Below are 26,450 nucleotides of genomic sequence, written 5' to 3' on the forward strand. Positions count from 1 at the left end.
TTCCCCCTCCGTCGGCTTCGCCGACACCTCCCCCTTCAGGGGGAGGATCTTCCAGGCGATCGCCCTCATTCCCCGTCCCCCTCGTCGCCGCTGGTGGACCACTCGAACACCCGCGCTAGGTGCCCGTAATCCCCCGCATGGTCGTGCACGAACTGCGGCGCCGTGCGCGACAGGTACGGCCGGGTCGGGTCGTCGTACTTGCGGATCAGCTCCACTAGGCCGTCGAAGGCCTTGCGGGCGGCTTCCTCGCTTTCGGGGCCGGCGGCGGCGCGGGTCTGCTCCTCGCCGGCCGGGCGGCGGCCGGTGACGCGGACATAGGTCAGGTCGCCCGGCGCGCGCGGGCCGATGTCGGCGAAGCCGCCTTCGCGCAGGATCGCCGCCGTCAGGGTCAACTGCGGCGAAAAGCCGGTGTCGACCTGCTTCTGGCTGGGGGCGGCGCCGGTCTTGTAGTCGAGGATGTGCGCGGCGCGGCCGTCGCGGGTGGGCTCGATGCGGTCGGTCTTGGCGGTCAGGGTGAAGGGGCGGCCGTCGACCTGGAAGGTGATCTCGCCGGCCGCCTCGACCACGATCTTCTCGGCCCCGGCCCGGCGGCGCGCTTCGAGGTCCATGACCCACAGGGCGGCCTCGCGGGCCAGCGCCCGTTCGCGGGCCAGGGCCGAGGGCGGCATGCCGGCGGCGACCAGCTTATCCATATAGAGACGTTCGAAAATTTCAGCGCCGTTGGGCGGCAAGGCCTCTGGATAATCCAGGGCGAACACCTCGAAGGCCGCGTGGATCGCCGTGCCGCGCGCCCGCGCTTCCACCGGCTCGTCCGGCCGGTCGAGGGGGTAGAGCTTCAGGATATCGCGCGCCCACACCGCGTAGGGATCGCGGGTCAGGGCCTCGACGCGGGTGACGGCCATGCGGCGTGGGCGGTCCTCGACCGGCGGGCAGGGGGCGGGGCGCTTGACCGGGGCGTAGGGGCCGGGGGCGTCCAGCGCGCGAGCCCAGTCCAGCACGTCCGGCCGCTCGGTCAGCGCCAGGTTCGCGCCGCGCGCCAGGGTCTTCATCCGCCACAGCCAGCGGCTCTCGACCGCCGGCGCCCCGCCGCGGCGCTGGCTGTGCACCAGGATCACGTCGGGGGCGCTGGCGGCCTGGGCGAAGTCGTGGGCGGTGAGGCCGATCTTGCGCTCGGGCGGCGGCAGGCCGAGCTTGGCGCGCATCGGCCGCGACAGGAACGGGTCGATCGGCGCGGCCTGCGGCCAGACGCCTTCCTCCAGCCCGGCCAGGATCAGCCGGTCGGCGCGGACCAGACGGGCCTCGATGGCGCCCAGCATGCGCAGTTGCGGGTGGGTGGCCCCGCCGACGCGCAGGGTCTCCTCGTCGACCAGTCGTCCGAGCAGGTCGAGAAAGCCCAGCGGATTGGTCGGCGGCAGGGCCTGGCCGTCGTCGATCAGGGCCGAGATCAGGGTCGCCAGGGCCTCGCCGCCCGAGCCGGCCCACAAGGCCGAGGGTTCGACCAGGCTTTCCAGCGCCTTGGCCAGGGCCTCGGCGGCCAGGTGCGGCGGGGCGACCGGGCCGGCGGCGTAAGGCTCGGCGGCGATATCGACGGCGGCGTGGATGCGGCGGGCCAGGTCCACGGCCTCGGGAAACTGCGCGACGCGGCCTTCCAGCGCGGCGGCGTCGACGGGAGCGGGGCCGCGCAGGCCGTATCGCTCCAGGGTGCGGGCGGCCTCGTCGGCCTTGAGCAGCGGGTGCTTGGCCACCGACAGCAGGCCGACCGGATCCAGCGGCGCCAGCACCAGCGCCGCCAGCTTGCGAGCCAGCACGGCGGGAGGCGATGCGGCCAGCGGCGCGCCGGCCGAGCTGTCGGGCACGACGCCCCAGCGGGCGAGATAGAGGCCCGCGCGGCGGGCCAGCTGCTGGTCGGGGGTGACGAGGGCGGCGGTCTTGCCCGGCGTCTCCAGCGCCTCGCGCAGCAGGAGGGCGCAGGCCAGGGCGGCCTCCTCCTCGCCCGAGGCGTTGACCAGCGACAGGCCCGACAGGCCCTCGGCGATCGGGTCGAGGCTTTCGGACTCCGCGCGCAGCTTGGCGATCTGGGCCAGCCAGTCGGCGGTGGCCTCGGCCGGGCGCAGGGCTTCGTTGACCAGCCGGCGGCGCCAGCGGCCGCGGCTGTCGGCCTCGGTGCGCCAGCGGCGCACGACCCCGCGATCGACGCCCGCGCGATGGAGCAGGCGGCGCATGGCGCCCTGCGGGTGTTGTTCGCCGACCTGCTCCCAGGCTTCGGTCGCCAGATCCTCGTCGAGGCCGGGCAGCACCACATAGCCCTGCGGCGCCCGCGAGACGGCGATCAGCAGGTCGGCGGTGGCCGGGGCGGTGCCGGTCGAACCGGCGGCGACCAGAACGCCCTGCGGCGGGTTGTCGGTCCATTGGTCGGCCAGGGCGCGCAGCAGGCGCACCCGCCGCTCGCTGACGTCCATCAGGTCGAGGTCGCGCAGGCGGGCGCTCCAGCCCTCGACCATGGCCCGGATGAACCGCGCCGAGACCTGCCAGTGGGCGGCCAGGTCGCCGTCGGCCAGGCCGTCGAGCCGATCGATGACCGGCACCTCCTCGATCTGGCAGCTGTCGAGCAGGTCGGAGACGGCCTTGGCCATCTCCAGGGCCTGGCCGGCGCTGGGCGGGCTGTCGAGCAGCGAGGCGTTGTCGTGCACCAGGCGCGCCAGCTCGAACCGGCGGCGGCGGCTGGAGACGGCCGGCGGCAGGTCCAGGGCCAGGTCGCCCGGCTCGAACGGCGGCTCGCCCTCGTCGAGGTCGCCCAGCGGACGGATCTGCGGCAGCAGCACGGCCCGCCCGCCGTTCACCGCCAGGAAGGCGTCGGCCAGGGCGCGCGCGCCGCGCCGGGTGGGGGTCAGCAGGGTGGCGTGCGACAGGGCGTCGGGACCCAGATGCGACAGCCGCTCGACCAGGCCCGCGGCCACGTCGTCGACGAACGGCCGGTGGGCCGGGATCGAGAACCAGCCGGAACCGGCCGGGCCGCTCATCCCGTGTGAGCTCCTGCGAGCCTGGCCTCGGCCTCGTCGCGCGCGCCGGGATCGCCGACGTGCATCCAGAAGCCGTCCATGACCACGCCGTGGACGCGGCCCCGCGGCGCCAGCCTGCGCCAGATGGTCGCCAGCGAGAACGCGCCGTCGGGGCCGTCGTCGACCAGGCCCGGCTTGCAGATGTGCACGCCCATGTAGGCGTAGGGCGCGCTGGCCGCTTCGCCCCGGAAGGTCAGGGCGCCGTCTTCGGCCAGGAAGAAGTCGCCGGCCCCGTCGAAGCCCAGCGTGCGGTCCAACCGCGCCAGCAGCAGGCAGACGTCCATCTTTTCCGGATCCCAGGCCTTGGCCAGGCTCTCGATCGTGGGCGCGCCGTCCTGCGTCCAGACGGAGTCGATATTGGCGACGAAGACCGGCTCCTCGCCCAGCAGCGGCCGGGCCTTGCGCAGGCCGCCGCCGGTTTCCAGCAGTTCGCCGCGCTCGTCGGAGATGACGATCTGCGGCGCGCCGGTGCGGGTCTTCAGATGGTCTTCCAGCCGGTCGGCGAAGGCGTGGACATTGACCACGGCGGTCTCGACCCCGGCCTCGGCCAGGCGATCCAGCATGTGGTCGATCAGGGTGCGGCCGGCCACCTCGACCAGCGCCTTGGGGCGGTCGTTGGTCAGGGGGCGCATGCGGGTGCCCAGGCCGGCGGCCAGCACCATCGCTTTCTTCGGAGAAGTCATGCGCGGACCTCCGCCGGGACGTGGGCGTCGAACCAGGCCTTCAGCCCCGCCAGCGCCGGATCGGCCAGGCAGCTGTCGAGATAGCGCCACAGGCGCGGCATGAAGCTTTCGTACTTCGGCTTGCCGTCGCGGGTGACCAGGCGGGCGAAGATGCCGAGGATGCGGGCGATGTTTAGCGCCCCCAGCGCGTGGTAGTCGGCCAGGAACTGCGTGCGGTCGAGGTCCGGCCGGGCGGCCAGATAGCGGTCGAGGCCGCGCTGCTCGATCTCCGGCGACACGTCGCGACGGGCGTCGTGCAGCAGCATCGAGAAGTCCCAGGCCGGGTGGGCGACCACGGCGTCTTGGAAGTCGATCAGACCGACGCGGGCCGGGCCCTCGCGGTCAGGCAGCCACAGCAGATTCTCGGCGTGATAGTCGCGGTGGCAGAACACGCTGGCGCCGGCCTCGCCCCGGGCGCGGATCGGCGTCCAGAGCGCCTGCCAGTCGGAGAGGGCGGCGGCGTCGAAGGTCACCGGCTTGAGCTTGGGCAGCCACTCGACGAACAGGTCCTGGGCCATCTGCAAGGCCAGGTCGTCATAGGTCAGCAGCGGCCAGGTCGAGCCGCCGGCCTCCAGCACCGCCGGGGGCTTGGCCGCGTGCAGGGCGACCAGCGCGTCGACGGCGGCGTCGTACATCAGGGGCTCGTCGCCGCCGTTGGCGATCACTGTGGCGTAGAGATCATCGCCCAGGTCTTCCAGTACGGCCAGGCCCAGGGCCGGCTCGGCGGCCAGCACCTCGGGCGCCGAGAGGCCCTGCGCCCGCAGCCAGCCGGCCACGGCCACGAAGGCGTCCACCCGGCCGGCGGCCAGGCGGTAGGCGGCGTTGAAGCCCAGCGCCCGGCGCTCGTCCGGCGTGGAGCCGGGCGGGCAGGGGGCGGTCTCCAGGGCCGGCGGCTGGTCCATGAAGATGAAGGTCGCATCGCCGCGATGGAGGCGCTCGTACGAGCGGGTCGAGGCGTCGCCGCCCAGCGGCTGGCGGCGCACGTCGCCGTAGCCGTGGCGAGCCAGGAACTGCGCCTTCAGGGTCTCGCGGTCAGAACTCAAGCTTGCGTTCCTTGAAGGCGCCGAAGGGGGTGATGCGGACGCGGCGGGCCTCGCCGGCCGTATCGTCCAAAACAGGCGAAATCTCTACATCGAGTCGGTGCGGCGGCAGACGGCCCTCCAGGCGCTGGGGCCACTCGATCAGGGCCGCGCCGTCTTCCAGCGCTTCGAGCAGGCCGATCTCGTAGGCCTCGTCCGGATCCTCCAGGCGATAGAGGTCGAAGTGGGCCAGCGGGAACTCGGCGGCTTCGTAGAACTGCACCAGGGTGAAGGTCGGGCTGGGGACCTCTTCCTCGGGCGAGGTCAGCGCGCGCACCAGGGCGCGGGCCAGGGTCGACTTGCCCGCGCCGAGCGGGCCGTAGAGGCAAAGCGCCGCGCCGGGAAACAGCACGGCGGCCAGCCGCTGGCCGAGGGCCTTGGTGGCGGCCTCGTCCGGCAGGTCGATTTCGAGGGAGACGGCGCCCCCGGGCGCCTGTGGCGTAGACATCGCGCCAATCTAGAGTCCCCCGCGCGCGCCTCAAGCGGCTTTCAGGATTTTTGCCGTCGCCGGGGCGCGCGCGGCGTCTTATCACCAGCAGAACAATCCCGAGAGGATCGGTCGAGATGAAGAACTGGAAGCTGTGGGCCGGCCTCGCCGCCGTGGTCGTGGTGATCGGCGCCGGCTGGTGGGCGTGGTGGAACTTCGAGCTGCGCTGGCGGCCCAAGACCATCACCAAGAACCAGGCCGAGATCGCCAAGATCCTCGAAGGCTCGGGCTGGGTGTCGCCGGGCCTCAAGGGTCCCAAGCTCTACATGATCAGCTTCCGCACCTGCCCCGACTGCGTCCGCTTCAAGAAGGAAGAGTATCCGCGCCTGCACAAGGCCGGGATCGACACCCGCCTGATCGAGATCGCCCGCGCCGACCGCAACGGCGTGCCGAAATCGACGCCGGTCGAGCGCGCCACCGTCGCAGAGCTGTGGATCAACCGCTCGTGGGAACTGTCGGAGACGTGGGACGCCACGCCGGTCGACGCCTGGACCGCGCCGGGCCTCAAGCCCGCCGACGGCGACATCGCCCGCACCGCGGTCATCGAGGCCGGCCGCAAGTCGGTCGAGGACCTCGTCCCGCTGCTCAAGAAGAACGGCGTGAACTTCGCCTATCCCCTGCTGGTCTGGTGGACGCCCGACGGTCAGATGAAGGCCTGCGCGTGTGAAAAGCGCGAGACTTACAGGTTCGTGAGGAAGGATCTGGGGGTCTGATCGGGTCAACTTCTACTCCCGTCATTCCCGCCACAAGGGCGGGAATGACGGGCGTTAAAAGAGAAATCAGAAGATCTCGAACAGGCCCGCAGCCCCCATGCCGCCGCCGATGCACATGGTCACCACGCCCAGCTTGGCCTTGCGGCGCTTGCCTTCCAGCAGCAGGTGGCCGGCGCAGCGGGCGCCGGTCATGCCGAACGGGTGGCCGATGGCGATCGAGCCGCCGTTGACGTTGTACTTCTCCGGATCGATGCCCAGGCGGTCGCGGCTGTAGAGGCACTGGCTGGCGAAGGCTTCGTTCAGCTCCCACAGGTCGATATCGTCGACCTTCAGACCGTGGCGTTCCAAGAGGCGCGGCACGGCGAACACCGGGCCGATGCCCATCTCGTCGGGCTCGCAGCCGGCGATGGCGAAGCCCTTGAACAGGCCCAGCGGCTCGAGGTTGCGGCGGGCGGCCTCCTTGGCCTCCATCACCACCACGGCGGCCGCGCCGTCCGACAGCTGGCTGGCGTTGCCGGCGGTGATGAAGTTGCCCGGACCCTTGACCGGCTCCAGCTTGGCCAGGCCTTCCAGCGTGGTCTCCGGACGATTGCACTCGTCCTTGGTGACGACGTAGTCGACCAGGCTCTCTTCCTTGGTCTCCTTGTTGACCACCTTCATCTTGGTGGCCATCGGCACGATCTCGTCAGCGAACAGGCCGGCGGCCTGGGCGGCGGCGATGCGCTGCTGGCTGCGCAGCGAATACTCGTCCTGATACTCGCGGGAGATGCCGTAGCGCTTGGCGACGATGTCGGCGGTGTCGATCATCGCCATCCACAGGGCCGGCTTTTCCTTCATCAGCTTGTCTTCGGTGATGTGGAAGCGGTTCATGTGGCCGCCGCCCTGCACCAGCGAGATCGACTCCACGCCGCCGCCGATGGCGACCGGGGCGCCGTCGTTGCGCACGTAGTTGGCGGCCGTGGCGATGGCCTGCAGGCCCGAGGAGCAGAAGCGGTTGACAGTCTGGCCCGAGGTGGTGACCGGCAGGCCGGCCCAGATGGCGGCGTTGCGGGCGACGTTCATGCCGGTGGCGCCTTCGGGACCGCCGCAGCCCAGGACGACGTCTTCCACTTCGGGGCCGTCGAGGCCGGCGCGCGACACGGCGTGCTGGATGGCGTGGCCGGCCATGGCCGCGCCGTGGGTGTTGTTGAAGCCGCCGCGATTGGACTTGGCCAGGCCCGTCCGGGCGTAGGAGACGATGACCGCTTCGCGCATGGCGCTTCTTCCCTGTTTAAACGTTAGTTTGAATTGCCGGCACCGTAGGCCGGAAATTCGCCGGGGGGAAGATCACGTAAGCGTAAGCCGTGAGGCTCAGCCCAGTATGGTCGGCGCGTCGGGCAGCTCGTTGCGGTCCTCGCCGCCGGCGCGCGGCGCGTGCTCGGCCAGGATGGCGCCGGCGCGGCCGACGGCGGCGACGAAGCCGTCGGCGATCTGGCCGGCCTTCAGGCCCGCCACGAGGTCGGCGACGACGCCGGACCAGGCGTCCTTGGGCGCCAGGCCATGGACGCCCTCGTCGGCCAGCACTTCGACGCGGTGCTCCGCCAGGGCGGCGAAGATCAGCACGCCGGTGCGCCCTTGCGTGGCGCGCAGGTCGCTGGACAGGAAATAGTCCATGGCCGCGCGCCGGACGCGCTCGGCGGCGCTCTCGCCGGTGGGCAGCCGCGCCCGCAGCGGCGGGATCGACAGCACGGCGGTCGCCAGGGCGAACACCGCCGCCTGCAGGGTCAGGTAGACCAGCAGGGCCGACAGGATCGCGCCGTCCTGGGCGGCGGCGTGGCCGACGCTCCAGCCGCCGAACAGGCGGGTCAGCCACTCGGGGCGCAGGCCGGCCAGCAGGCCGAAGGCCGGCAGCAGCAGGGCCGCGCCCGCCGCCCAGGCCAGGACGGGGGCGGGGCGGTCGGGCTCGACACGCGGGGCCAGCACGCAGCGGATCTCGCCGATGGTGCCGGCCTCCGCCGCGCGAACGGCGTCGGCGATGCGCAGCTGGTCGGGGCGGGAAAGAATGTCGCTCATCACCAGCTCCCCGAGGATCCGCCGCCGCCGAACGAGCCGCCGCCGCCGGAGAACCCGCCGCCGCCTCCACCGCCGCTCCAGCCGCCTCCGCCGCCGCGACCGCCGCCGCCGCTGGTCAGGGCGTTGATCAGGATCCAGGGCAGGGCCTCGCCCACCGCCGCGCCGAGCCCGCTGCGGCGATAGCGGCGGCGTCCGAACATCGCCCGCAGGATCATGACGGCGACGATGAAGACGATGAAGATCGCCACCACCGGCACGCCGCCGCCGTCGTCCTGGCGCTGGCCTTCCGCCGCCTGGGCGACCTGGGCCCTGGCCTCGCCGTCGGGCAGCGACAGCTGCTTTACGATGGCGTCGGTCCCGGCGACGATGCCGCCCTCCATGTCGCCGGCCTTGAAGCGGGGCAGGATGGCGCTCTGGATGATGACGCTGGACAGGGCGTCGGTCAGCACCGGCTCCAGGCCGTAGCCGACCTCGATGCGAACCTTGCGCTCATTGGGCGCCACGATCAGCAGGGCGCCGGTGTTCCTGTCCTTCTCGCCGATGCCCCAGGCGCGGCCCAGTTGATAGCCATAGTCCTCGATCTCGTAGCCTTGCAGGCTGGACAGGGTGGCGACCACCAGCTGGCGGCCGGTCTCTTTCTCCAGCGTCGCCAGCTGGTCGGTCAGCTGCTGTTCGGCGGCCGGCGACAGGATGTTCGCCTGGTCGACGACCCGGCCGCTCAGCGGCGGGAAGGTCGGGGCGGCGAGGGCGGCCGTGGCGAGGAAGAGGATGGCGAGAAAAGAGAGGATGGGAATGACCCACCCGCTCCTCCCCCGTGCAACGGGGGAGGGGGACCGCGAAGCGGTGGAGGGGGCGGCGGCGCGCACGGTGCTTCGTCCCTCGCCCCCTCCGTCACGGCGCCGATGGCGCCGCGCCACCTCCCCCGTTGCACGGGGGAGGAGCAAGGCCGCGACAGCCCTCACCCTAGTGCGCCGGGGCCGGCTGGGACGGGGCGGCGGGCGCGGCCGGGGCGTCGAAGCTGACGGTCGGGGCGGTCTGGGCCGCGGCCGAGGCCTCGAACAGCTGGGCCGGCTTCTGGCCGCCATAGAAGGTCTTGGCCCAGAGGATGGTCGGGAAGGTGCGCAGGCTCGTGTTGTAGACCCGCGCGGTCTCGTTGTAGTCGCGCCGCGCGATGGTGATGCGGTTCTCGGTGCCTTCCAGCTGGCTCTGCAGGGCCAGGAAGTTCTGGTTCGACTTCAGGTCCGGGTACTGCTCCTGGATCACCATCAGCCGGCCCAGCACGCCGGTCAGCTGGTCCTGGGCGGCGGCGTATTTCTGGAAGGCGGCCGGGTCGGTGATGGTCGAGGCGTCGACCTTGACCTGGGTGGCGCTGGCGCGGGCCTGGGTCACCGAGGTCAGGACGTCCTTTTCCTGGGCCGCGTAGCCCTTCACCGTGGCCACCAGGTTGGGGATCAGGTCCGAGCGGCGCTGGTACTGGTTCTGCACCTCGGCCCAGGCGGCCTTGGTCTTCTCGTCCTGGGTGGGGATGGTGTTGATCCCGCAGCCGGACAGGCCGACGGCGATCACGACGGAGGCAAGGGCCAGGCGGGCCGGCGAACGCAGCTGCGACATGAAGGCTCCCTCTGAAGGCGGCTGGCGGCCGCCGATCGCATTTATATGGCCCCGTCTCCGGCTCTCGTCATCCGCGTATCGGATTAACTCGCGTCCATCAGGGGCTTAACTTCCTTTTGAGGAGATGGGCGCAGGATCGCCGCCATGGTCCTGATGGTCGCCTTCGCCCTGGTCGGAGCCCTGCTCGGGCTCTTCTGGCGCCCCCGTTTCGTGGGGGTGGTCATCGCCGTGGTCGCGGCGGGGGTCGTGCAGGGCCTGGCCGCCTGGTCGCTGCAGATCCTGTCGCAGCAGGTCAATCGCGAGCACCTGCTGGTCCAGTTGCACGCCATCTTCGGCGAGAGCGCCATCGACTTCGCCGGACCGGTGCTGGCCGCCGCCGTCGGGGCGGTGTTCGCCGCGCTGCTGGGCGGCCTGACCGACGCCCGCCGCCCGCCGGTGGTGGTCACCGCCGACGGCCTGCGCCGCAAGGCCGGCAAGGACGGCCGCTACGCCCGCATGGAAGGCATGGTCCAGGACCGCGCCATCCACGCCAAGGCCGAGAGCCGGATCGACTCCATCCTCGGGCTCTAAGGGCGCGCGCTCTTTCTTCCTTGCCCGTCATTCCCGCCCTTGTGGCGGGAACCCCTCTGTCAGCCGCAAGGGCGGGAGGGGCGGACTGCCGAGCAGTCCGCTGGCGCTTCACGTGTGAGCGGAACCAGAGGTTCCCGCCACAAGGGCGGGAATGACGGGGAGATGGGGAGGGCGCTCCACGTTCCGCCGAAAATCTCAGTTTCGATAAAATATGCGCACGCGAACAAAAACCGGCTTGCGCGATTTCTGAACGCTGATATCTAAGCAGTGCTTAGTTCGGTTTCGCGACGCCGGTGGGGATATCGGCGCCATGTCCATGAAGGACAGCATCCCACGGGACCGAGCGGCCAGTACAGCTTACGCCGCGATCATCGATCTTTCCATCATCCCCGAAGCTGGAGGGCTTTTCCCATGAAGCTCCGCGCCCTGGCGGCTGTCGCCGCCCTGTCCGTTTCCGCGTTCGTCGCGGCCCCCGCCCTGGCCGATGGCCGCCTGGCGGTCACTCTCGAAAAGCCCGTCTCGGCCAAGACCAAGATCGTCGCCGGCGGCGCCGTCTTCGTCTGCGAGGACGCGGCCTGCGTCGCTGCCTCGGCCCCGTCGCGGGCTCTCAGCGTCGCCTCGTGCAAGGCGCTGGCGAAGGAGGCCGGCCGCGTCTCGGCCTTCGGCGGCGACGCCAAGACCCTGGCCGCCGAAGAGCTGGAGCGCTGCAACGCCTCGGCCAAGGCCGCCTGATCCCTCTTTCCTACCGAGTAAGGCGTACCAGGGGGCTTCTCTTTCTCTGGCTGTTTCCTCGACCATTCGCCTGACAGGGCGGCGGATCGCTTCCGCCGCCCTTTTTCTTTGCCCCGCCTTTACGTCTTCGTCCGCGCAAGGATTAGATGTCGCCATGACCCAGCCCCTGACCGTCCAGCTCGAAGAGGCCTTGCGAGCGGCCGCCGGCGCCGACGCCGCGCCCGTGTCGGTCACGATCGACTACGCGAGGCAAGGCCAGGCCGGCGAAAGCGCCCGCGGCTGGGTCGAACGGGCCACCCGCAGCCTGGTGTTCGCCCAGGCCGAGGCGCGCACCGCCGACGGGATCCTGGCCGGCGCGGCCTCGGGCGTATTCCGCCGCGTCAACGTCTGACGGATAAACACATTTTTTCGCGAACTTGGCCGAACACGATCACCTCGGCTTGGTTGCGACTGCGAACACCCCGTGTTATCAGGCGCCGGGCTTCGGGAAGGGCAGCGCGAAAGCGCGGGCCGCCCGTGCGCTTTTCTCAAGCGCTAACAAGTCTTTAAGCCGGGGAGAGGGGGGAGCTTCTCTTCCGCGGCGATTGCAACGCACACCGGGCGGAACAAGTGGCGGAAGAAACCAAGGCGACGGATGCGGGTCAGCGTTACGCGCAGTCCCTGTTCGAACTGACGATCGAAGGCGGCAACCTGGCGAAGGTCGAGAGCGACCTGAAGACCCTCAAGGGTCTGGTCGCCGAAAGCGCCGACCTGCGCCGTCTGATCGACTCGCCCGCGTTCTCGGCCGAGGACAAGGCCAAGGGCCTGACCGCCGTCGCCGTGAAGGCCGGTTTCGACATCCTGACCGCCAAGTTCCTGGGCCTGATCGCCACCAACGGCCGCGCGGCCGAACTGGTCGGCGCGATCAACGCCTTCGTCGCCCTGTCGGCCAAGCACCGCGGCGTGGTCGCCGCCGAGGTCACCTCGGCCGTCCCGCTGAGCGCCGCCCAGCTGAAGGCCGTCACGGCCGCCGTGTCGAGCGCGCTCGGCCAGACCCCCGAAATCTCGACCCGCGTCGATCCGTCCATCCTGGGCGGCGTCAAGGTGCGCGTCGGTTCCCGACTGTTCGATGCTTCGGTTCGCTCGAAGCTCGACTCCCTGAAATTCGCCCTCAAGCGCGCCTAAGCGTATAACCGCGCAAAAACGTACGTACGCAGAGAGCCTCAAGAAAGAGCCCGACCCAGCCATGGATATCCGCGCCGCCGAAATCTCGGCCATCCTCAAGTCGCAGATCGCCAACTTCGGCGAGGAAGCCGCCGTTTCGGACGTCGGCCAGGTCCTGTCGGTCGGCGACGGTATCGCCCGCATCTACGGTCTGGACAACGTCCAAGCCGGTGAAATGGTCGAGTTCCCGAAGGCCGGCGTGAAGGGCATGGCCCTGAACCTCGAGCGCGACAATGTCGGCGCCGTGATCTTCGGCGCTGACGCCGAGATCAAGGAAGGCGACGAAGTCCGCCGCCTCGGCGAAATCGTCGACGTGCCGGTCGGCAAGGGCCTGCTGGGCCGCGTCGTCAACCCGCTGGGCGAGCCGATCGACGGCAAGGGCCCGATCCAATACACCGAGCGTCGCCGCGTCGACGTCAAGGCCCCGGGCATCATCCCGCGCAAGTCGGTGCACGAGCCCGTGCAGACCGGCCTGAAGTCGATCGACACCCTGATCCCCGTCGGCCGCGGCCAGCGCGAGTTGATCATCGGCGACCGTCAGACCGGCAAGACCGCCGTCGCCATCGACACCATCCTGAACCAGAAGGCCGCCAACGCCGGCAAGGACGAGAGCGCCAAGCTCTACTGCGTCTACGTCGCCATCGGCCAGAAGCGCTCGACCGTCGCCCAGATCGTCAAGACCCTGGAAGAGCACGGCGCCCTGGAATACACCATCGTCGTCGTGGCCTCGGCCTCGGAGCCGGCCCCGCTGCAATACCTGGCCCCGTTCGCCGGCTGCGCCATGGGCGAGTGGTTCCGCGACAACGGCCTGCACGGCCTGATCATCTATGACGATCTGTCCAAGCAAGCCGTCGCCTACCGTCAGATGTCGCTGCTGCTGCGCCGCCCGCCGGGCCGCGAAGCCTATCCGGGCGACGTGTTCTACCTGCACTCGCGCCTGCTGGAACGCGCCGCGAAGCTGAACGAAGACAACGGTTCGGGCTCGCTGACGGCACTGCCGATCATCGAAACCCAGGCCAATGACGTGTCGGCCTACATCCCGACCAACGTGATCTCGATCACCGACGGCCAGATCTTCCTGGAAACCGACCTGTTCTACCAGGGCATCCGCCCGGCCGTGAACGTCGGCATCTCGGTGTCGCGCGTCGGTTCGTCGGCCCAGATCAAGGCCATGAAGCAGGTCGCCGGCCCGATTAAGGGCGAGCTGGCCCAGTATCGTGAAATGGCCGCCTTCGCGAAGTTCGGTTCGGACCTCGACGCCTCGACCCAGAAGATGCTGGCTCGCGGCGAGCGCCTGACCGAGCTGCTGAAGCAGCCGCAATACGCGCCGCTGTCGGTCGAAGAGCAGGTCTGCGTGATCTACGCCGGCACCCGCGGCTATCTCGACAAGATCCCGACCTCGTCGGTGCGTCGCTTCGAGACCGAGTTCCTGGCCCGCCTGCACAGCGCCCATCAGGACCTGCTGACCGGCATCGCCACCAAGAAGGCCCTCGACAAGGACCTGGAAGCGTCGCTGAAGAGCGCGCTCGACAGCTTCTCGTCGACCTTCGCCTAAGCCCCCTCGGAACCGCTCGGAGAGAGTAGCGCCGAATGGCCAGCTTGAAGGAAATGCGCAATCGGATCTCGAGCGTCAAAGCGACGCAAAAGATCACGAAAGCGATGCAGATGGTGGCGGCTGCCAAGCTGCGCCGGAGCCAGGACGCGGCGGAAGCCGCCCGTCCGTACGCCCGGCGTCTGGCCAGCGTCATCGCCAACCTCGCGACCGGCGTGTCGGGCGACGGCGCTCCGGCGCTGCTGGCCGGCACCGGCCGCGACGACCGTCACCTGGTGGTGGTGGCCGCTGCGGACCGTGGTCTGGCCGGCGGCTTCACCTCGTCGATCGTGCGCGCGGCTCGCGCCCACATCGACGGGCTGATCGCCCAGGGCAAGGACGTGAAGATCGTCTGCGTCGGCAAGAAGGTGACCGCCCAGCTGAAGCGCCCCTACGGCGACAAGGTGGTGGATAACTTCGACCTGTCGGCCTATCGCCAGATCACCCTGTCGGTCGCCCAGCCGATCGCCGATGTCGTCACCAAGCTCTACGAAGCCGGCGACATCGACGTGGTGACCCTGTTCTACAGCCGCTTCCGGTCGGTGGTGCAGCAGGTTCCGACCGCGCTGCAGCTGATCCCGGCGGTTGTCGAGGGCGGCGCCGAAGTCGCGTCGGGCCCGGCCGCGGTCTACGAGTACGAGCCCTCGGAAGAGGCCATTCTCGAGACCCTGCTGCCGCGCAACCTGACGGTCCAGATCCTGTCGGCCCTGCTCGACAACATGGCCGGCTTCTACGCCAGCCAGATGACGGCGATGGACAACGCCACGCGGAACGCGGGCGACATGATCAAGCGCTACACCCTCGAGTACAACCGTTCCCGCCAGGCTCAGATCACCAAGGAGCTGATCGAGATCATCTCCGGCGCCGAAGCCGTCTGATCTAGCCTAACGCCAAAAACGCACGCAGAGACGCACGAAAGACCCGCACGCCATGGCCAAGACCCCTGCTAAGGCTCCCGAAGCCGCCGCCGAAAAGCCGGCAGCCGCCAAGAAGCCCGCCGCCACGAAGGCCGCCGCCGCTCCGGCCGCTGCTGCTGCTCCCAAGGCTCCGGCCGCCAAGAAGGCCGCCGCTCCGAAGGCCGCCGCCCCCGTCGCCGGTGAAGCCACCGGCAAGCTGGTGCAGATCATCGGCGCCGTCGTCGACATCGAGTTCACCGGCCCGCTGCCGGCGATCCTGAACGCCGTCGAGACCACCAACACCGCCACCGGCCAGCGCCTGGTGTTCGAAGTCGCCCAGCACCTGGGCCAGAACACCGTCCGCGCCATCGCCATGGACGCCACCGAAGGTCTCGTCCGCGGCCAGCCCGTGCGCGACACCGGCGAAGCCATCCGCGTTCCGGTCGGTCCGGGCACGCTGGGCCGCATCATGAACGTCATCGGCGAGCCGATCGACGAACAGGGCCCGATCCAGTCGGACCTGTCGCGCCCGATCCACCGCGACGCCCCGACCTTCGCCGAGCAGACCAACACCGCTGAAGTCCTCGTCACCGGCATCAAGGTCATCGACCTGATGTGCCCCTACACCAAGGGCGGCAAGATCGGCCTGTTCGGCGGCGCCGGCGTCGGCAAGACCGTGACGATGCAGGAACTGATCAACAACATCGCCAAGGCTTACGGCGGTTACTCGGTTCTGGCCGGCGTGGGCGAACGCACCCGCGAAGGCAACGACCTCTATCACGAGATGATCGAGTCGAACGTCAACGTCGACCCGAAGGCCAACAACGGCTCGACCGAAGGCTCGCGCTGCGCCCTGGTCTACGGCCAGATGAACGAACCGCCGGGCGCCCGCGCCCGCGTCGCCCTGACCGGCCTGTCGATCGCGGAATACTTCCGTGACGAAGAAGGCAAGGACGTGCTGCTGTTCGTCGACAACATCTTCCGCTTCACCCAAGCCGGCGCCGAAGTGTCGGCTCTGCTGGGCCGCATCCCCTCGGCCGTGGGCTACCAGCCCACCCTGGCCACCGAGATGGGCAACCTGCAGGAGCGCATCACCTCGACCAACAAGGGTTCGATCACCTCGGTCCAGGCCATCTACGTTCCCGCCGACGACCTGACCGACCCGGCCCCGGCCGCTTCGTTCGCCCACTTGGACGCCACCACCGTTCTGTCGCGCGACATCGCCGCCCAGGCCATCTTCCCGGCCGTCGACCCGCTGGACTCGACCTCGCGGATCATGGACCCGCTGGTCATCGGCGAAGAGCACTACACGGTCGCTCGCCGCGTCCAGGAAGTGCTCCAGCAGTACAAGGCCCTGAAGGACATCATCGCCATCCTGGGCATGGACGAGCTGTCGGAAGAGGACAAGCTGACCGTGGCGCGCGCTCGCAAGATCTCGCGCTTCCTGTCGCAGCCGTTCCACGTCGCCGAGCAGTTCACCAACACGCCGGGCGCCTTCGTCCAGCTGAAGGACACCATCCGCTCGTTCAAGGGCATCGTGGACGGCGAGTACGACCACCTGCCGGAAGGCGCCTTCTACATGGTCGGCCCGATCGAGGAAGCCGTGGCCAAGGCCGAGAAGATGGCGGCGGACGTCTGATGCACGAGGAAGACGGCGATCTGGCCCACTTCTGCTGCGAGGAGCTGGAGGACGCGGTGTCTTCGGACGCCGAGGCCTCACTCATCGAGCATGACAGCGGCCTGATCCTGTTGAACCTGGGTCAACGGGAAGCCGATGGTGAGACGGGCACGGTCCTGACCACCATCCGCTTCTGTCCGTTCTGCGGCACCGAGATCCAGACCGACGAAGACATCGAAGCGGCCCTGGGCGCCGTGGAGACCTACGACTGATGGCCAAGCTGCACTTCTCTCTCGTCGCGCCCGAGCGCGAACTGTTCTCGGCGGATGTCGACCAAGTCGACGCGCCGGGCACGGAAGGCGATTTCGGCGTGCTGCCGAACCACGCCCCGTTCATGACCACGCTGCGCGAGGGTCGGGTGACGGTGCGTGACGGCTCGACCGTCAAGCTGTTCGACATCCAGGGCGGTTTCGCCGATGTCGGTCCCGACGGCTTCACGATCCTGGCCGAGCACGCGGTGGAAGTGGCCTCGTAAGAGCCGCTTCTTTCCGAAGACTTCGAAAGCGCCCTCGCTGGAAACAGCGGGGGCGTTTTTCGTTTCCGAAGATCCTCCCCCTCTGGGGGAGGTGGCCCGGAGGGCCGGAGGGGGGCCGTTTTCAGCTGTCGATGAGGTGTGGAGTCATCAGTCACTCCCCCCTCCGTCGGCTTCGCCGACACCTCCCCCACAGGGGGAGGATCGAAAAAATTACGTTTGTGACCCCATCCGCGCCGCAATCGGCCACCATAAGGGTTGCGAGGGAACGCTTGTCGGTTTTAATGCCGACCTCCAAGTCTCTAGGGGATATCCGACCTATGCGCCTTGCGCTCGCCAGCCTGATCGCCCTCGGCGTCGTTTCGACCGCCGTCGCCCAGGAGCAACCCGCTCCCGCCGCCGCCCCGGCTCCCGCCCCGGCCGCCGCGCCCGCTGATCAGGCCGCGCCTGCCGATCAAGCCACGCCCGTCGTCCCGGCGCCCGCCGCCGGCACCCCGGAAGCCGCCGCCGCCGCGGCCGCTCCGGAAGCGGTGCGTCCGCCCCCGCCGACCGATCCGGTCTCGGTGAAGATCCTCAGCGTCCTCGACACCATCTGCAAGCCGGCCGTCGTCGGCGGCGACTTCAACGCCCTGGCCAAGGCCGGCGGCTTCAAGAAGAAGCGCGACCTGTGGACGCTGGACCTGGGCAAGCCCTACCAGATCGTCCTGGACAACCCGGGTTCGAACAAGAACGTCTGCACCCTGAACGTCCAGCACGCCCAGGGCCCGGACCAGGCCCAGCACCTGGCCACCGCCCTGCACGACTGGGCGACCTGGGAGAACAGCCCGCAGCTGAAGCTGATCCGCAACGACCAACTGGTCACCGACGTCAAGCGCCTGACCGTGACCTGGGACAACAACGCCGCCGGCGGCAAGGCCGGCCTCGTCTACGTCCGCGTCAAGAAGCTGGACGACAGCTCGATCGGCAAGAACTTCGAACAGGCCCAGATCCTCTACACCACCCAGTGATGGTGCGAGGCTCGCGGAGCTGAAACGCGAAAGGCGCGGAGGGTGACCTCCGCGCCTTTTGCTTTTTGATCCTCCCCCCGAAGGGGGAGGTGGCCCGAACGGCCGGAGGGGGAAGTTTTTGCTGACGTCGAGGCGGTTGCTGGCTCACAGGCCACATCCCCCTCCGTCGCTCCGCGACACCTCCCCCTTCAGGGGGAGGATCTTTGCCCCTAAGCCGCCGCCCGATCCTCCGCGGCGATGAAGTCCAGGCACAGAGCGGCCACGGCTTCCCAGCCCGGCTCGCCGGGCAACCAGTGGCTCATCTCGGGGAATTCGTGAAACACCCCGCCCAGGCGCGCGGCGGTCTGGCGGACGGTGGCGGGCGGGTGAACGACGTCCTGGCCGCCGGCGATGGCCAGCACCGGCGCCTTCACCGAGCCGGGGCTGGTGGTCATGAACGGGTCCAGCCACCAGTTCAGCGTCTCCCACAGGGCCCGGCCGCTCTCGGAGGTCATGCGGGCATAGAGGGCGCGTCGCTTCTCGCGCGGCAGGCGGTCGAGGCTGTAGCGGCGCACGACGCCGTAGTCGGGCGCGATGGCCTGCAGCCAGTAGGGACCCAGCGCATAGAGGCTGACGGCCGAGACCGCCTCCTCCAGGCTCGCGCCATGCACGCCCCAGGGCGGGGAGGGGGCCAGCAGGATCAGGCGCTCCACCGGGGCGCGGCCGGCGGCCAGTTGCGCCACCAGCCCGCCCATGGAGTGGCCGATCAGGATCGGCGGCCGCTCGCAAGACCGGATCAGGCGGGCGATGTCACGGGCATAGTCGCTCATCGACAGGCCGACGACCGAACCGCCGGGACCGCGTCCCGGCAGGTCGGGGGTGAGCACCTTGTGGCCGGCGGCCTCGAACGGCTCTCGAAAACTGTCGAACGTCCAGCCGCCGCAGAAGGCGCCGTGGACCATGATCACCGGAGCCTTCACGCCCGCCTCTTAGGTCAACCCCGCCCGTGTGACTGATACGGGCGTTTCAATGGAGCCTACACGCTCTTCTTGCCGCGTGGCGAAGTTTTGGCGGGCGTCGTTGTCGCAGCCTTGGGCTTTGGGGACGCTTTGGGTTTCGCGGGGGCTTTCGTCGCCTTGGTCAGCTCCGGATTGACGACGTTGGGCATCTTGGCGGCCGCCGGCTTCGCGGGCGCGGCCTTCGGCTTGGCCGGGGGCTTGGGTTTCGCCGCCGTCTTTGCGCCTTCGGGCTTGGCGGTCTCCGCCGCAACGGCCGGTTTCGGCTTGGGAGCCGCCTTGGCCTTGGCCAGGGCCTTCGCGGCCGGCTTGGCCGGTTCCGGCGCGGCCTGCGGCTTGGCGGTCGTCTTGGCCTTGGGGGCGGCTTTCGCCGGAGCGGCCTTGGCGACAGGTTTGGCCGGCTTTTCGGCCCGCGCCGGCGGCTTAGCCTTGGCGGGCGTCTTGGAGGCGGCCTTCGGCTTCGGCGCGGCTTTCGCCACCGGCTCGGCGGCGGGCTCGGCGACGACCGCCTTGGCCTTGCTCGTGGTCTTGGCCTTGGCCGGGGCGCGAGGCTTGGGCGCCGGCGCGGCGACGGCGGCCGCTTCGGCGGCGGGCGGGGCCTGCGGCTCGGGCTTGGCCGCGACCGGCGCGGGTTCGGCCTTGGGCTTGGGCGGCGCAGCCGAGGCCGGCCCTAGGCCCTTCTCCGACAGCCATGACTGCACGGTCGCCAGCAGGGCGTCGCTGCCTGGCTCGTCGATCAGCCAGTGGGCGTGGTCTGGATATTCGCGGTAGTCGGCGCCGGCGTATTTGCGGCCGACCAGGCGGACGTCCTCGACCGGCGTGGTGCGGTCTCTCGCCCCGGCCAGCACCAGGACCGGCACGGTCACCTTGGCGGCGTCCACATGCACGGTGCGCGAGGGATCACGGTCGGGATAGGCCAAGTCCTGCAACACCCGGCCAGAATCGTAGACGGCCTTGGCGTAGAGGGCGTCGTGGCGGGCGGCCGGCACGGCGTTGACGACGCCGAACTTGAAGCCGGTCTTCCACATCTTCACCGGCTTGGGCGCGCCGCCCTGGGCCAGCACGGCGTTGAGGAAGGTGATGATCGGCGACAGCTTGGGCTTGCCGCGCGCGTCGGCCGGCGAGGCCGGGGCGAACAGCACGATGCCCGAGGCCAGGCCGCTCTCGGCCAGCTTCTGGGCGATCAGCCCGCCCATGGAATGGCCAAACACGATCGGCTTGACGCCGTCGCGGGCCGCCGTCACGGCCGCCGCGGCGCTGAGTTCGGCCACATAGTCGGCCAGCGACAGGCCGGCCAGGTCCGGCGAGGGCGGTCCGGCCGTGCGCAGGGCGGGCCGGATGGTCGGCGTCTCGACCGCGTAGCCCGCCTTGCGGAAGGTGTCGGCCACGGGATCCCAGCTGTCGCCGGTCATGCCGTAGCCGTGGATCATCAGGATGGTTCTGCTCAAGCCCGCGCCTCCCAAACCCCGTTGCGAGGCATGGCGCGCGAGCCTTCGGTGTCAGGCGACGCGCGCGAACCCCGAGAAAGCGGCGACCATCTGTTCGTAGACGCCGCGCTTGAAGGGTACGATCAGTTCGGGCGTTTCGTCGAGAGCGCCCCAGCGCCAGTCGTCGAACTCGATGTCGCCATGGGCCGCCAGGTCGATCTCGGCCTCGTCGCCGGTGAAGCGGAAGGCGAACCACACCTGCTTCTGTCCCAGGTATCCGCGGGCGCGCTTGGTCCCCATGAAGTCGGCCGGATAGTCGTAGGTCAGCCAGCCTTCGGTGCGGCCCAGCAGTTGGGCCGACTTCACGCCGGTCTCCTCGTAGAGCTCGCGGCGGGCGGCGGCTTCCAGGTCCTCGCCCTCGTCGACGCCACCCTGCGGCAGCTGCCAGTTGTAGGGCGGCTCCTGCTTGTGGCGCATGCCCAGCCAGACGCGGCCGTCGGCGGGATGGAAGAGGGCGACGCCCACGTTCGGGCGATAGAGCGAAAGATCGATGTCGGCGGTCATCGCTTGGCGATAGCCGAAGCCGGCGCCAGTTGCACGCCCCGCGCATTGAGGCCGCCGGCCCAGTTGCGCACCTGGCTGATGGTCACCGGATAGGCGAAGCCCACGCCCAGCGACTGGCCGCGCGCGCTGGCGCCTGATTCCAGGGCCCGCAGCTGGCCCTCGATGGCTTCGGCCGACAGGTCGTCGTCGATGCCGCGCTCGGCCGAGGCGCGGGGGATCGGGCCGCCGCGGCGGGCGGCCGCGCCGTCGTCGACGAAGGCCAGGCCCCGAGCCTTCAGCGCCGTGGTGAAGGTGGCCATGGCCGGATCGGAGGCCAGGAACTTCGAGCCCAGATAGTTGGTCAGGCCGAAATAGCCGGTGGCGCGCGACATCAGCCATTCCAGCTTGCGCACCGTCTCGTCGGGCCGGTTGGCGGCGATCAGGGTGTAGGGGCCCGGGTCGTTGGCCGGATAGTCGTTGGGCTCCATCGGCGTCTCGAGCAGCACCTCGTGGCCGTGCGAGCGGGCCAGGTCGATCCAGCCCTGAAGGCCCTCGGCATAGGGGGCGAACGACAGGGTGATCTCGGGCGGCAGGGTCTCGATGGCGGCGCGGGTGGTCTGGGCGTTCAGGCCAAGGCCGCCGATCACCAGGGCCACGCGCGGGCGGCCGTCGGGGGTGAACGGGCGGGCATAGGCCTCGGCGACGGTGCGGCCGTCGGGCGCGATCACCGGCAGCGGGCTGCCGCCGGGGCCGGGGGCCGACAGGCCGGGCAGCGGGGCCTGGACGAGGGCGCCGCCCGACTGCACGGGCGCGGCGGCCAGGTCGGTAAAGGCTTCGGCGGGGTCTTCGGTCGACGCCTGGCGGGCGAAGGGCTGGGTCGACAGGTCCATCTGGCCGGGCAGCAGCGGGGCTTCCTCGGCGCCTTCGGCGGCCAGGGCCTCGCGCCAGCCGTCAGGCGCGCCCTTGGTGGCGCCGATCTCCGACAGCGACAGGCGGATGAGCGGGGCGCCGGCCTTGGGGTCGCCGGTGACCAGCACCAGCACGGCCAGGCTCAGCAGGAACAGGAAGGCCGCGCCGCTGGCGCCGATATAGGGATTGGCCGCGGCCGCCATCAGGCGCGCGCGCAAGTCGCCGCCGTCGGCGGACTCGGGCGCGGCGGCGGTGTAGGCGGGCTTGCGGGAGAACACGGCGGCCATGGGATGGGCTTAGCGGGCAAGCTTCCAAGATATGGTTAACAGGGTTCGCCCAAACCTGCGGCGAAATGGCGATCCGCTGCTTTTCTCAGCGAAGCGCGGCGCGGAAATGACCGCCTGGCGAGGTTGGGCGTCAAACGGGTGGCGAGCCCTTCCCGGCGGTCGATCCTCGGGCGCAAGCTTCTCGTGAGGAGACCTCGCCATGAGCCTGACCGAGTTCGCCTGCTTCACCGATCCTTCGCGCGCCGAAGACCGCGCCGCGTGCCTGGCCGCCGTGCTGCGGGCGGGGGCGGGGCTGGTGATTGGTCTGGCCGTGGTGGTGATCGCGGCGCTGGGGATGGCCTAGAAAGACCCTCTCCCATGGGGAGAGGGAGGGGCCCGCGCCGAAGGCGTGGGAGGGCGAGGGGGTAAACCGCCTGCGGTCCCATCACCCCTCAGCCACAGCCCTATCCGGAAAAGTCCCTAACCCCTCACCCTCCCATGCTGCGCATGGGCCCCTCCCTCTCCCTTTGGGAGAGGGATCAAGGTGTTACTTCTTCTCGACCGGGGGCTTGCCGCCGACGGCCGCGGCCTTGGCGGTGACCTCGGCGATCTTGGGCTGGGGCTTGGGCAGCTTCGGCACGGCCTCGACCGAACCGGCCTTCAGCACGGCCAGGGCCCGCGACAGCTGGAAGTCGTCCTTCTTTTCGTCGAAGCCGGCCGGCGGCGCCTCGGCCGGGACGTGAGCGCCCTTGCGGGTCTTGCCCTCGTCGGCGTTGAGCGCGTTCTTGAAGCTGGCCTCGCTGAACCACACGCGGTTGGCGATGTCCTGGGCCTGGTCCTTGGTCTGGGCCACTTCCAGGTCGGGCTCGATGCCGGTTTTCTGGATCGAGCGGCCCGACGGGGTGAAATAGCGAGCCGTGGTCAGCTTCAGCGCGCCGTCGGCGCCGCCGCGCAGCGGGATCACGGTCTGCACCGAACCCTTGCCGAAGCTGGTGATGCCGACGAGTTCGGCGCGATGGCGGTCCTGCAGGGCGCCGGCGACGATTTCGGCGGCCGAGGCCGAGCCCTGGTTGATCAGCACCACCATCGGCAGGCCGTTCAGGATATCGCCCGGGGTGGCGTTCAGGCGCTGGATGTCGCGCGGATTGCGGCCGCGCTGGCTGACGACCTCGCCGCCCTCCAGGAAGAGGTCGGCGACCCCGCGCGCCTGGTCGAGCAGGCCGCCCGGATTGTTGCGCAGGTCGAAGACCAGGCCCTTCATCTGCGGGTTCTTGGCCTGCAGGTCCTTGATGGACGCGGCCAGGGCGTCGGTGGATTTCTCGTTGAAGCCGGGCAGGCGCACATAGCCGTAGTCGCCTTCCATGCGGGCGATGGCGGCCTTGGGCTTGATGACCTCGCGCACCAGCTTCAGCTCGATCGGGTCGGACTTCTCGCGGGCGATGGTGATGGCCACCGTCTCGCCGGCCGGGCCGCGCATCTGCTTGACGGCCTCGTTGACCGTCAGGCCCAGGACCGACTGGCCGTTGACGGCCGTGATGTAGTCGCCGGCCTGGACGCCGGCCCGGGCGGCGGGCGTGCCGTCCATCGGCGAGATGACCTTGACCACGCCTTCCTCGCTGGTGACCTCGATGCCGAGGCCGCCGTATTCGCCGCGGGTGGTGTCCTGCATGTCCTCGAAGCTGTCGGGCGACAGATAGCCCGAGTGCGGGTCGAGGCTGGTCAGCATGCCGTCCAGGGCCGCCTCGATCAGCTTCTTGTCGTCGACTTCGGTGACGTACTGGTCCTCGACGGTGGCGAGCACGTCGCCGAACAGTTCGAGCAGCTTGTAGGTCTTGGCCTTCTGCGAGGGGATGGTCGCTTGGGCGATGGGGCTGACATAGGCCATGGTCCCCGCGCCGAGGACAAAGGCCGAAACACCGATGAGCAGGTACTTGCGCATAAGGCCAGAATGGCTCCCTGGCGGCGCGGACGCCGCGTTCGATACTCAAGCGGCGCGAACGCCGCCTCTTATACTCCGGCCCCGTCCATCCCCGACGCGGGCCGCGTCATGATGAACGCCCATCATTGCTGAAAAAGTCGTCTACCGCGACTCCTGCTTCAGCCAGCGCCCCGGATCGGCCGGAACGCCGTTCTCACGCACTTCAAGATAGAGCTCCGGCTCCAAAGGTCCACGGTCCGTCATGCGTCCGAGGCTGGCGCCGGCTGCGACTGATTGTCCGGGCGCCACCGAAACGTCGGCCATGCCGGCCATGACCAGATGGTAGGCGCCCTGGGCGCGGACGATCACCACCATGTCCCAGCCGTTCAGCGGGCCGGCGTACTCGACCACGCCGGCGGCGGGGCTGCCGACGTTCTGGCCCTTGGCGGTGCGGATCGACAGGCCCTCGGCCTTGCCGCCCACCGGCAGGGCGTCGCCCCAGCGGCGGACCACCTCGCCGGGCGCCGGAACCCGCAGCGCCAGCGGCCCGGTGGCGCCGCCGGTCGCCAGGCCGTCGGTCAGGGCGCCCAGGGTCTGGCGCTCCTGGTCGGCGGCGATGGCGTCCTGGGCGTAGGCGCGCTCCAGCTGGGTCTTCTCGACGATCATCCGCTCCAGCTCGCCGCGGCGGTCGGCCATGGCGCTCTCGGCGGTGAACAGCTGCTCGGAGGCGGCGGCGGCCTCGCGGCGCAGGGCCCCGACGGCGCGGGCCTGGCGAGCGTAGGCCTCGGCGCGGGCCTGCAGGTCGGGCGTCATGGCTCGGATCAGGATCGCCGCCCGCACCGCGTCGCGGGCGTCGCCGGGATTGACCAGCAGGGCCGGCGGCGGATTGCGGCGGAAGAGCTGCAGGGCGCTGAGCAGCCGGGCCAGCTGACCCCGGTCGCGGCCCAGTTCGCCGATCAGCGCCGACTCCCGCCGGTGCAGGGTCTCCAGCCGGGCGCGCTTGACGTCGACGTCGGCCCCCGCCGAGACCTGCTGCTGGTTCAGCCGGGCCAGCTCGGCCCGCAGGTCCTCGATCTCGCGGCGGGTGTCGGCGGCCTGCTGCAGGTCGCGGGTGCGCTGGTCGCCGATCTGCTGCGCGACGACGGCCCCCGCTCCGGCGAGGAGCAGGGCGCAGGCGCTGGCGGCGAGGATCGCGGGGCGACGGGGCATAGAATCCCTATCTGCCTGAGGGCGCAGCGGTTTCAAAGGCCTTGCCCCACCAACCGCCCGTCATTGCCGCCCTTGTGGCGGGAATGACGGGAAGAGAAGTGGAGGGGCCGGCCCCGCAGCTTAATCGCGATGATACGGCGAGCCGCCCAGGATGGTGGCGGCGCGGTAAATCTGTTCGGCCAGCATGGCGCGGGCCAGGGCGTGCGGCCAGGTTTGCGGGCCGAAGGCCAGCAGTTCGTTGGCTTGGGCGAGGATCGACGGGTCCAGCCCGTCGGCGCCGCCGATCAGGAACACGATCCTGCGCTGGCCGTCGTCGCGCAGCCGTTCCAGCCGGCCGGCGAAGGCCCGCGAGGTGTGGACCTTGCCGTGCTCGTCGCAGGCGACGACATAGGCGCCTTCCAGGTGGGGGCGCAGCACCTCGGCCTCGGCGGCCTTGCCCGGCTTGCGGGCCTCGACCTCGAGGATCTCGACGGGCCCCAGCGCCAGGGCGCGGCCGGACGCCGTGGCGCGGGACGCGTAGTCCAGCGCCAGCTGCGCCTCGACCATGCGGCCGAGCTTCCCGACGGTGAGGATGGTGATCTTCATTTTGGGAAAGGTGCGTTGAAACCCTCGCCCTTCGACAGGCTCAGGGTGAGGGTTTCAAGGGCGTCCATAGACCTCATCCTGAGCTTGTAAAGCTTGCCCTCGGGCGGGCCGCGCGGGGCGCGTCCCGAGGGGATAAGGTCGCTAGGCGCGAGAGATCAGTTCGACGAAGCCGCCGGCATCCGGTGCGGGGCGTCGACGGCCCAGATCTTCTCGATGTTGTAGAAGCTGCGCACTTCGGGGCGGAACAGGTGGACGACGACGTCGCCGGCGTCGATCAGCACCCAGTCGCAGTGCGGCAGGCCTTCGACCCGGGCCTTGCCCAGGCCATGGTCCTTAAGCGCGCGCAGCACGTGATCGGCGAGAGCGCCGACGTGACGATGCGAGCGGCCCGAAGCCACGATCAGGCTATCGGCCACGGAGCTCTTGTCCGTAAGGTCGATGTGGACGATGTCCTGGGCCTTGTCGTCGTCGAGGCGGTCCAGGATCAGGCGCTCCAGCGCCTTGATGTTCAGGTCCGTACTGAGCGTCGGATTTTCAGTCGAGGATTCGGCCTTGGCCGTTCCCTCGTGCGCCGTCGGCGCGGGGTCGCTACGCAGCGGAATGCTCCTTATTGGCTTCGCGCAAAGCCCCTCATAGCATGGAAAGACTCGAAACGTGAGGGGGATCGTCGTCGCAGGGCCTTTGGGCGGGGAACTGTGGCCTCGCCGCTCGCCTCGCGCTAGAGCT

The 26,450-nt window shown here is 70.0% G+C and carries 28 protein-coding genes; 12 read left to right on the forward strand and 16 right to left on the reverse strand.

The genetic code is table 11. The features are described 5' to 3' along the window. Positions 1-65: 65 nt before the first annotated feature. From addB to tsaE, 4 genes are read right to left on the reverse strand one after another with little or no spacing between them, the layout of a single operon-like run. On the reverse strand, positions 66-3,020 hold the full coding sequence (gene addB, locus DDF62_RS06425) for a double-strand break repair protein AddB (RefSeq protein ID WP_116488358.1): 2,955 nt from the start codon (positions 3,018-3,020) through the stop codon (positions 66-68). Further along, on the reverse strand, positions 3,017-3,742 hold the full coding sequence (murU, locus tag DDF62_RS06430) for an N-acetylmuramate alpha-1-phosphate uridylyltransferase MurU (RefSeq protein WP_116488359.1): 726 nt from the start codon (positions 3,740-3,742) through the stop codon (positions 3,017-3,019). Before murU ends, addB begins: the two co-directional genes overlap by 4 nt. Continuing rightward, complete coding sequence (gene amgK, locus DDF62_RS06435) at positions 3,739-4,824, reverse strand: N-acetylmuramate/N-acetylglucosamine kinase AmgK (RefSeq protein ID WP_116488360.1); 1,086 nt, start codon at positions 4,822-4,824, stop codon at positions 3,739-3,741. The genes murU and amgK overlap by 4 nt, the downstream gene beginning before the upstream one ends. Beyond that, positions 4,814-5,308, reverse strand: a complete 495-nt coding sequence (gene tsaE, locus DDF62_RS06440; protein WP_116488361.1) for a tRNA (adenosine(37)-N6)-threonylcarbamoyltransferase complex ATPase subunit type 1 TsaE — start codon at positions 5,306-5,308, stop codon at positions 4,814-4,816. Before tsaE ends, amgK begins: the two co-directional genes overlap by 11 nt. Before the next feature lie 116 nt (positions 5,309-5,424). Here tsaE and DDF62_RS06445 point away from each other — a divergent pair, with 116 nt between their 5' ends. Further along, positions 5,425-6,060, forward strand: coding sequence for a hypothetical protein (locus tag DDF62_RS06445; protein WP_116488362.1), 636 nt, complete (start codon positions 5,425-5,427; stop codon positions 6,058-6,060). 66 nt (positions 6,061-6,126) lie between these two features. Here the strand turns inward: DDF62_RS06445 and DDF62_RS06450 are convergent, their stop codons facing one another. From DDF62_RS06450 to DDF62_RS06465, 4 genes are all read right to left on the reverse strand, one after another. Then, positions 6,127-7,314 carry an acetyl-CoA C-acyltransferase gene (locus DDF62_RS06450; protein ID WP_116488363.1) on the reverse strand — a complete coding sequence of 396 codons (1,188 nt, stop codon included), beginning with the start codon at positions 7,312-7,314 and terminating at the stop codon, positions 6,127-6,129. A 96-nt stretch (positions 7,315-7,410) separates the two neighbouring features. Beyond that, the gene (locus DDF62_RS06455; RefSeq protein ID WP_116488364.1) at positions 7,411-8,112 is read right to left on the reverse strand and encodes a TPM domain-containing protein; all 702 of its coding nucleotides are present in this window, start codon (positions 8,110-8,112) and stop codon (positions 7,411-7,413) included. Further along, a complete protein-coding gene (locus DDF62_RS06460) occupies positions 8,112-8,900 on the reverse strand; it encodes a TPM domain-containing protein (protein ID WP_244286741.1) in 789 nt (262 codons plus the stop codon). The genes DDF62_RS06455 and DDF62_RS06460 overlap by 1 nt, the downstream gene beginning before the upstream one ends. Positions 8,901-9,075: 175 nt before the next feature. After that, entirely contained in the window at positions 9,076-9,723 is a 648-nt protein-coding gene (locus DDF62_RS06465) for a LemA family protein (RefSeq protein ID WP_116488366.1), read from the reverse strand. Positions 9,724-9,867: 144 nt separating this feature from the next. On the opposite strand from DDF62_RS06465, the gene DDF62_RS06470 reads away from it, so the two are divergent. The 10 genes from DDF62_RS06470 to DDF62_RS06515 all read left to right on the forward strand — a co-directional run bounded on the left by DDF62_RS06470 (position 9,868) and on the right by DDF62_RS06515 (position 17,872). Continuing rightward, positions 9,868-10,293: a hypothetical protein gene (locus tag DDF62_RS06470; protein ID WP_116488367.1), complete on the forward strand. Its 426-nt coding sequence runs from the start codon at positions 9,868-9,870 to the stop codon at positions 10,291-10,293. Positions 10,294-10,704: 411 nt separating this feature from the next. Next, entirely contained in the window at positions 10,705-11,025 is a 321-nt protein-coding gene (locus DDF62_RS06475; protein WP_116488368.1) for a DUF8200 family protein, read from the forward strand. Positions 11,026-11,179: 154 nt separating this feature from the next. Beyond that, complete coding sequence (locus DDF62_RS06480; protein WP_116488369.1) at positions 11,180-11,416, forward strand: hotdog family protein; 237 nt, start codon at positions 11,180-11,182, stop codon at positions 11,414-11,416. A gap of 218 nt (positions 11,417-11,634) precedes the next feature. Then, positions 11,635-12,189, forward strand: a complete 555-nt coding sequence (locus DDF62_RS06485; protein WP_116488370.1) for a F0F1 ATP synthase subunit delta — start codon at positions 11,635-11,637, stop codon at positions 12,187-12,189. A 61-nt stretch (positions 12,190-12,250) separates the two neighbouring features. Continuing rightward, positions 12,251-13,783: a F0F1 ATP synthase subunit alpha gene (gene atpA / locus DDF62_RS06490; protein ID WP_058347720.1), complete on the forward strand. Its 1,533-nt coding sequence runs from the start codon at positions 12,251-12,253 to the stop codon at positions 13,781-13,783. 35 nt (positions 13,784-13,818) lie between these two features. After that, positions 13,819-14,697, forward strand: a complete 879-nt coding sequence (locus DDF62_RS06495) for a F0F1 ATP synthase subunit gamma (RefSeq protein ID WP_101712789.1) — start codon at positions 13,819-13,821, stop codon at positions 14,695-14,697. A gap of 52 nt (positions 14,698-14,749) precedes the next feature. Further along, complete coding sequence (gene atpD / locus DDF62_RS06500; RefSeq protein WP_116488371.1) at positions 14,750-16,354, forward strand: F0F1 ATP synthase subunit beta; 1,605 nt, start codon at positions 14,750-14,752, stop codon at positions 16,352-16,354. Beyond that, positions 16,354-16,605, forward strand: coding sequence for a hypothetical protein (locus DDF62_RS06505; RefSeq protein ID WP_101717017.1), 252 nt, complete (start codon positions 16,354-16,356; stop codon positions 16,603-16,605). The genes atpD and DDF62_RS06505 overlap by 1 nt, the downstream gene beginning before the upstream one ends. Further along, positions 16,605-16,868: an ATP synthase F1 subunit epsilon gene (locus DDF62_RS06510; protein ID WP_101712786.1), complete on the forward strand. Its 264-nt coding sequence runs from the start codon at positions 16,605-16,607 to the stop codon at positions 16,866-16,868. The genes DDF62_RS06505 and DDF62_RS06510 overlap by 1 nt, the downstream gene beginning before the upstream one ends. Before the next feature lie 317 nt (positions 16,869-17,185). After that, positions 17,186-17,872: a hypothetical protein gene (locus DDF62_RS06515; protein WP_116488372.1), complete on the forward strand. Its 687-nt coding sequence runs from the start codon at positions 17,186-17,188 to the stop codon at positions 17,870-17,872. A gap of 209 nt (positions 17,873-18,081) precedes the next feature. Here the strand turns inward: DDF62_RS06515 and DDF62_RS06520 are convergent, their stop codons facing one another. The 4 genes from DDF62_RS06520 to DDF62_RS06535 are packed head-to-tail and all read right to left on the reverse strand — an operon-like array spanning position 18,082 to position 22,033. Next, positions 18,082-18,831, reverse strand: a complete 750-nt coding sequence (locus tag DDF62_RS06520) for an alpha/beta fold hydrolase (RefSeq protein WP_116488373.1) — start codon at positions 18,829-18,831, stop codon at positions 18,082-18,084. Between the two features lie 56 nt (positions 18,832-18,887). Next, on the reverse strand, positions 18,888-20,315 hold the full coding sequence (locus tag DDF62_RS06525; protein ID WP_116488374.1) for an alpha/beta hydrolase: 1,428 nt from the start codon (positions 20,313-20,315) through the stop codon (positions 18,888-18,890). A gap of 51 nt (positions 20,316-20,366) precedes the next feature. Further along, positions 20,367-20,858, reverse strand: coding sequence for an RNA pyrophosphohydrolase (locus DDF62_RS06530; RefSeq protein ID WP_116488375.1), 492 nt, complete (start codon positions 20,856-20,858; stop codon positions 20,367-20,369). Continuing rightward, complete coding sequence (locus DDF62_RS06535; protein WP_116488376.1) at positions 20,855-22,033, reverse strand: divergent polysaccharide deacetylase family protein; 1,179 nt, start codon at positions 22,031-22,033, stop codon at positions 20,855-20,857. Before DDF62_RS06535 ends, DDF62_RS06530 begins: the two co-directional genes overlap by 4 nt. Before the next feature lie 199 nt (positions 22,034-22,232). Between DDF62_RS06535 and DDF62_RS25540 the strand changes: the two genes are divergently transcribed. Then, positions 22,233-22,376: a hypothetical protein gene (locus tag DDF62_RS25540; protein WP_165832188.1), complete on the forward strand. Its 144-nt coding sequence runs from the start codon at positions 22,233-22,235 to the stop codon at positions 22,374-22,376. Between the two features lie 183 nt (positions 22,377-22,559). Here DDF62_RS25540 and DDF62_RS06540 read toward each other — a convergent pair whose 3' ends face one another. The 4 genes from DDF62_RS06540 to rsfS form a co-directional block, all read right to left on the reverse strand. Next, positions 22,560-23,951 carry a S41 family peptidase gene (locus DDF62_RS06540; RefSeq protein WP_101717023.1) on the reverse strand — a complete coding sequence of 464 codons (1,392 nt, stop codon included), beginning with the start codon at positions 23,949-23,951 and terminating at the stop codon, positions 22,560-22,562. 141 nt (positions 23,952-24,092) lie between these two features. Further along, the gene (locus tag DDF62_RS06545) at positions 24,093-25,139 is read right to left on the reverse strand and encodes a murein hydrolase activator EnvC family protein (RefSeq protein WP_116488377.1); all 1,047 of its coding nucleotides are present in this window, start codon (positions 25,137-25,139) and stop codon (positions 24,093-24,095) included. Positions 25,140-25,259: 120 nt separating this feature from the next. After that, positions 25,260-25,724: a 23S rRNA (pseudouridine(1915)-N(3))-methyltransferase RlmH gene (gene rlmH, locus DDF62_RS06550; RefSeq protein ID WP_116488378.1), complete on the reverse strand. Its 465-nt coding sequence runs from the start codon at positions 25,722-25,724 to the stop codon at positions 25,260-25,262. Positions 25,725-25,879: 155 nt separating this feature from the next. Further along, positions 25,880-26,320 (reverse strand): ribosome silencing factor, encoded by a 441-nt coding sequence (rsfS, locus tag DDF62_RS06555; protein ID WP_164467475.1) that lies wholly within the window; start codon positions 26,318-26,320, stop codon positions 25,880-25,882. Positions 26,321-26,450: the final 130 nt, after the last annotated feature.

The organism is Caulobacter radicis, from assembly GCF_003094615.1.
Taxonomy (GTDB): Bacteria; Pseudomonadota; Alphaproteobacteria; order Caulobacterales; family Caulobacteraceae; genus Caulobacter; species Caulobacter radicis.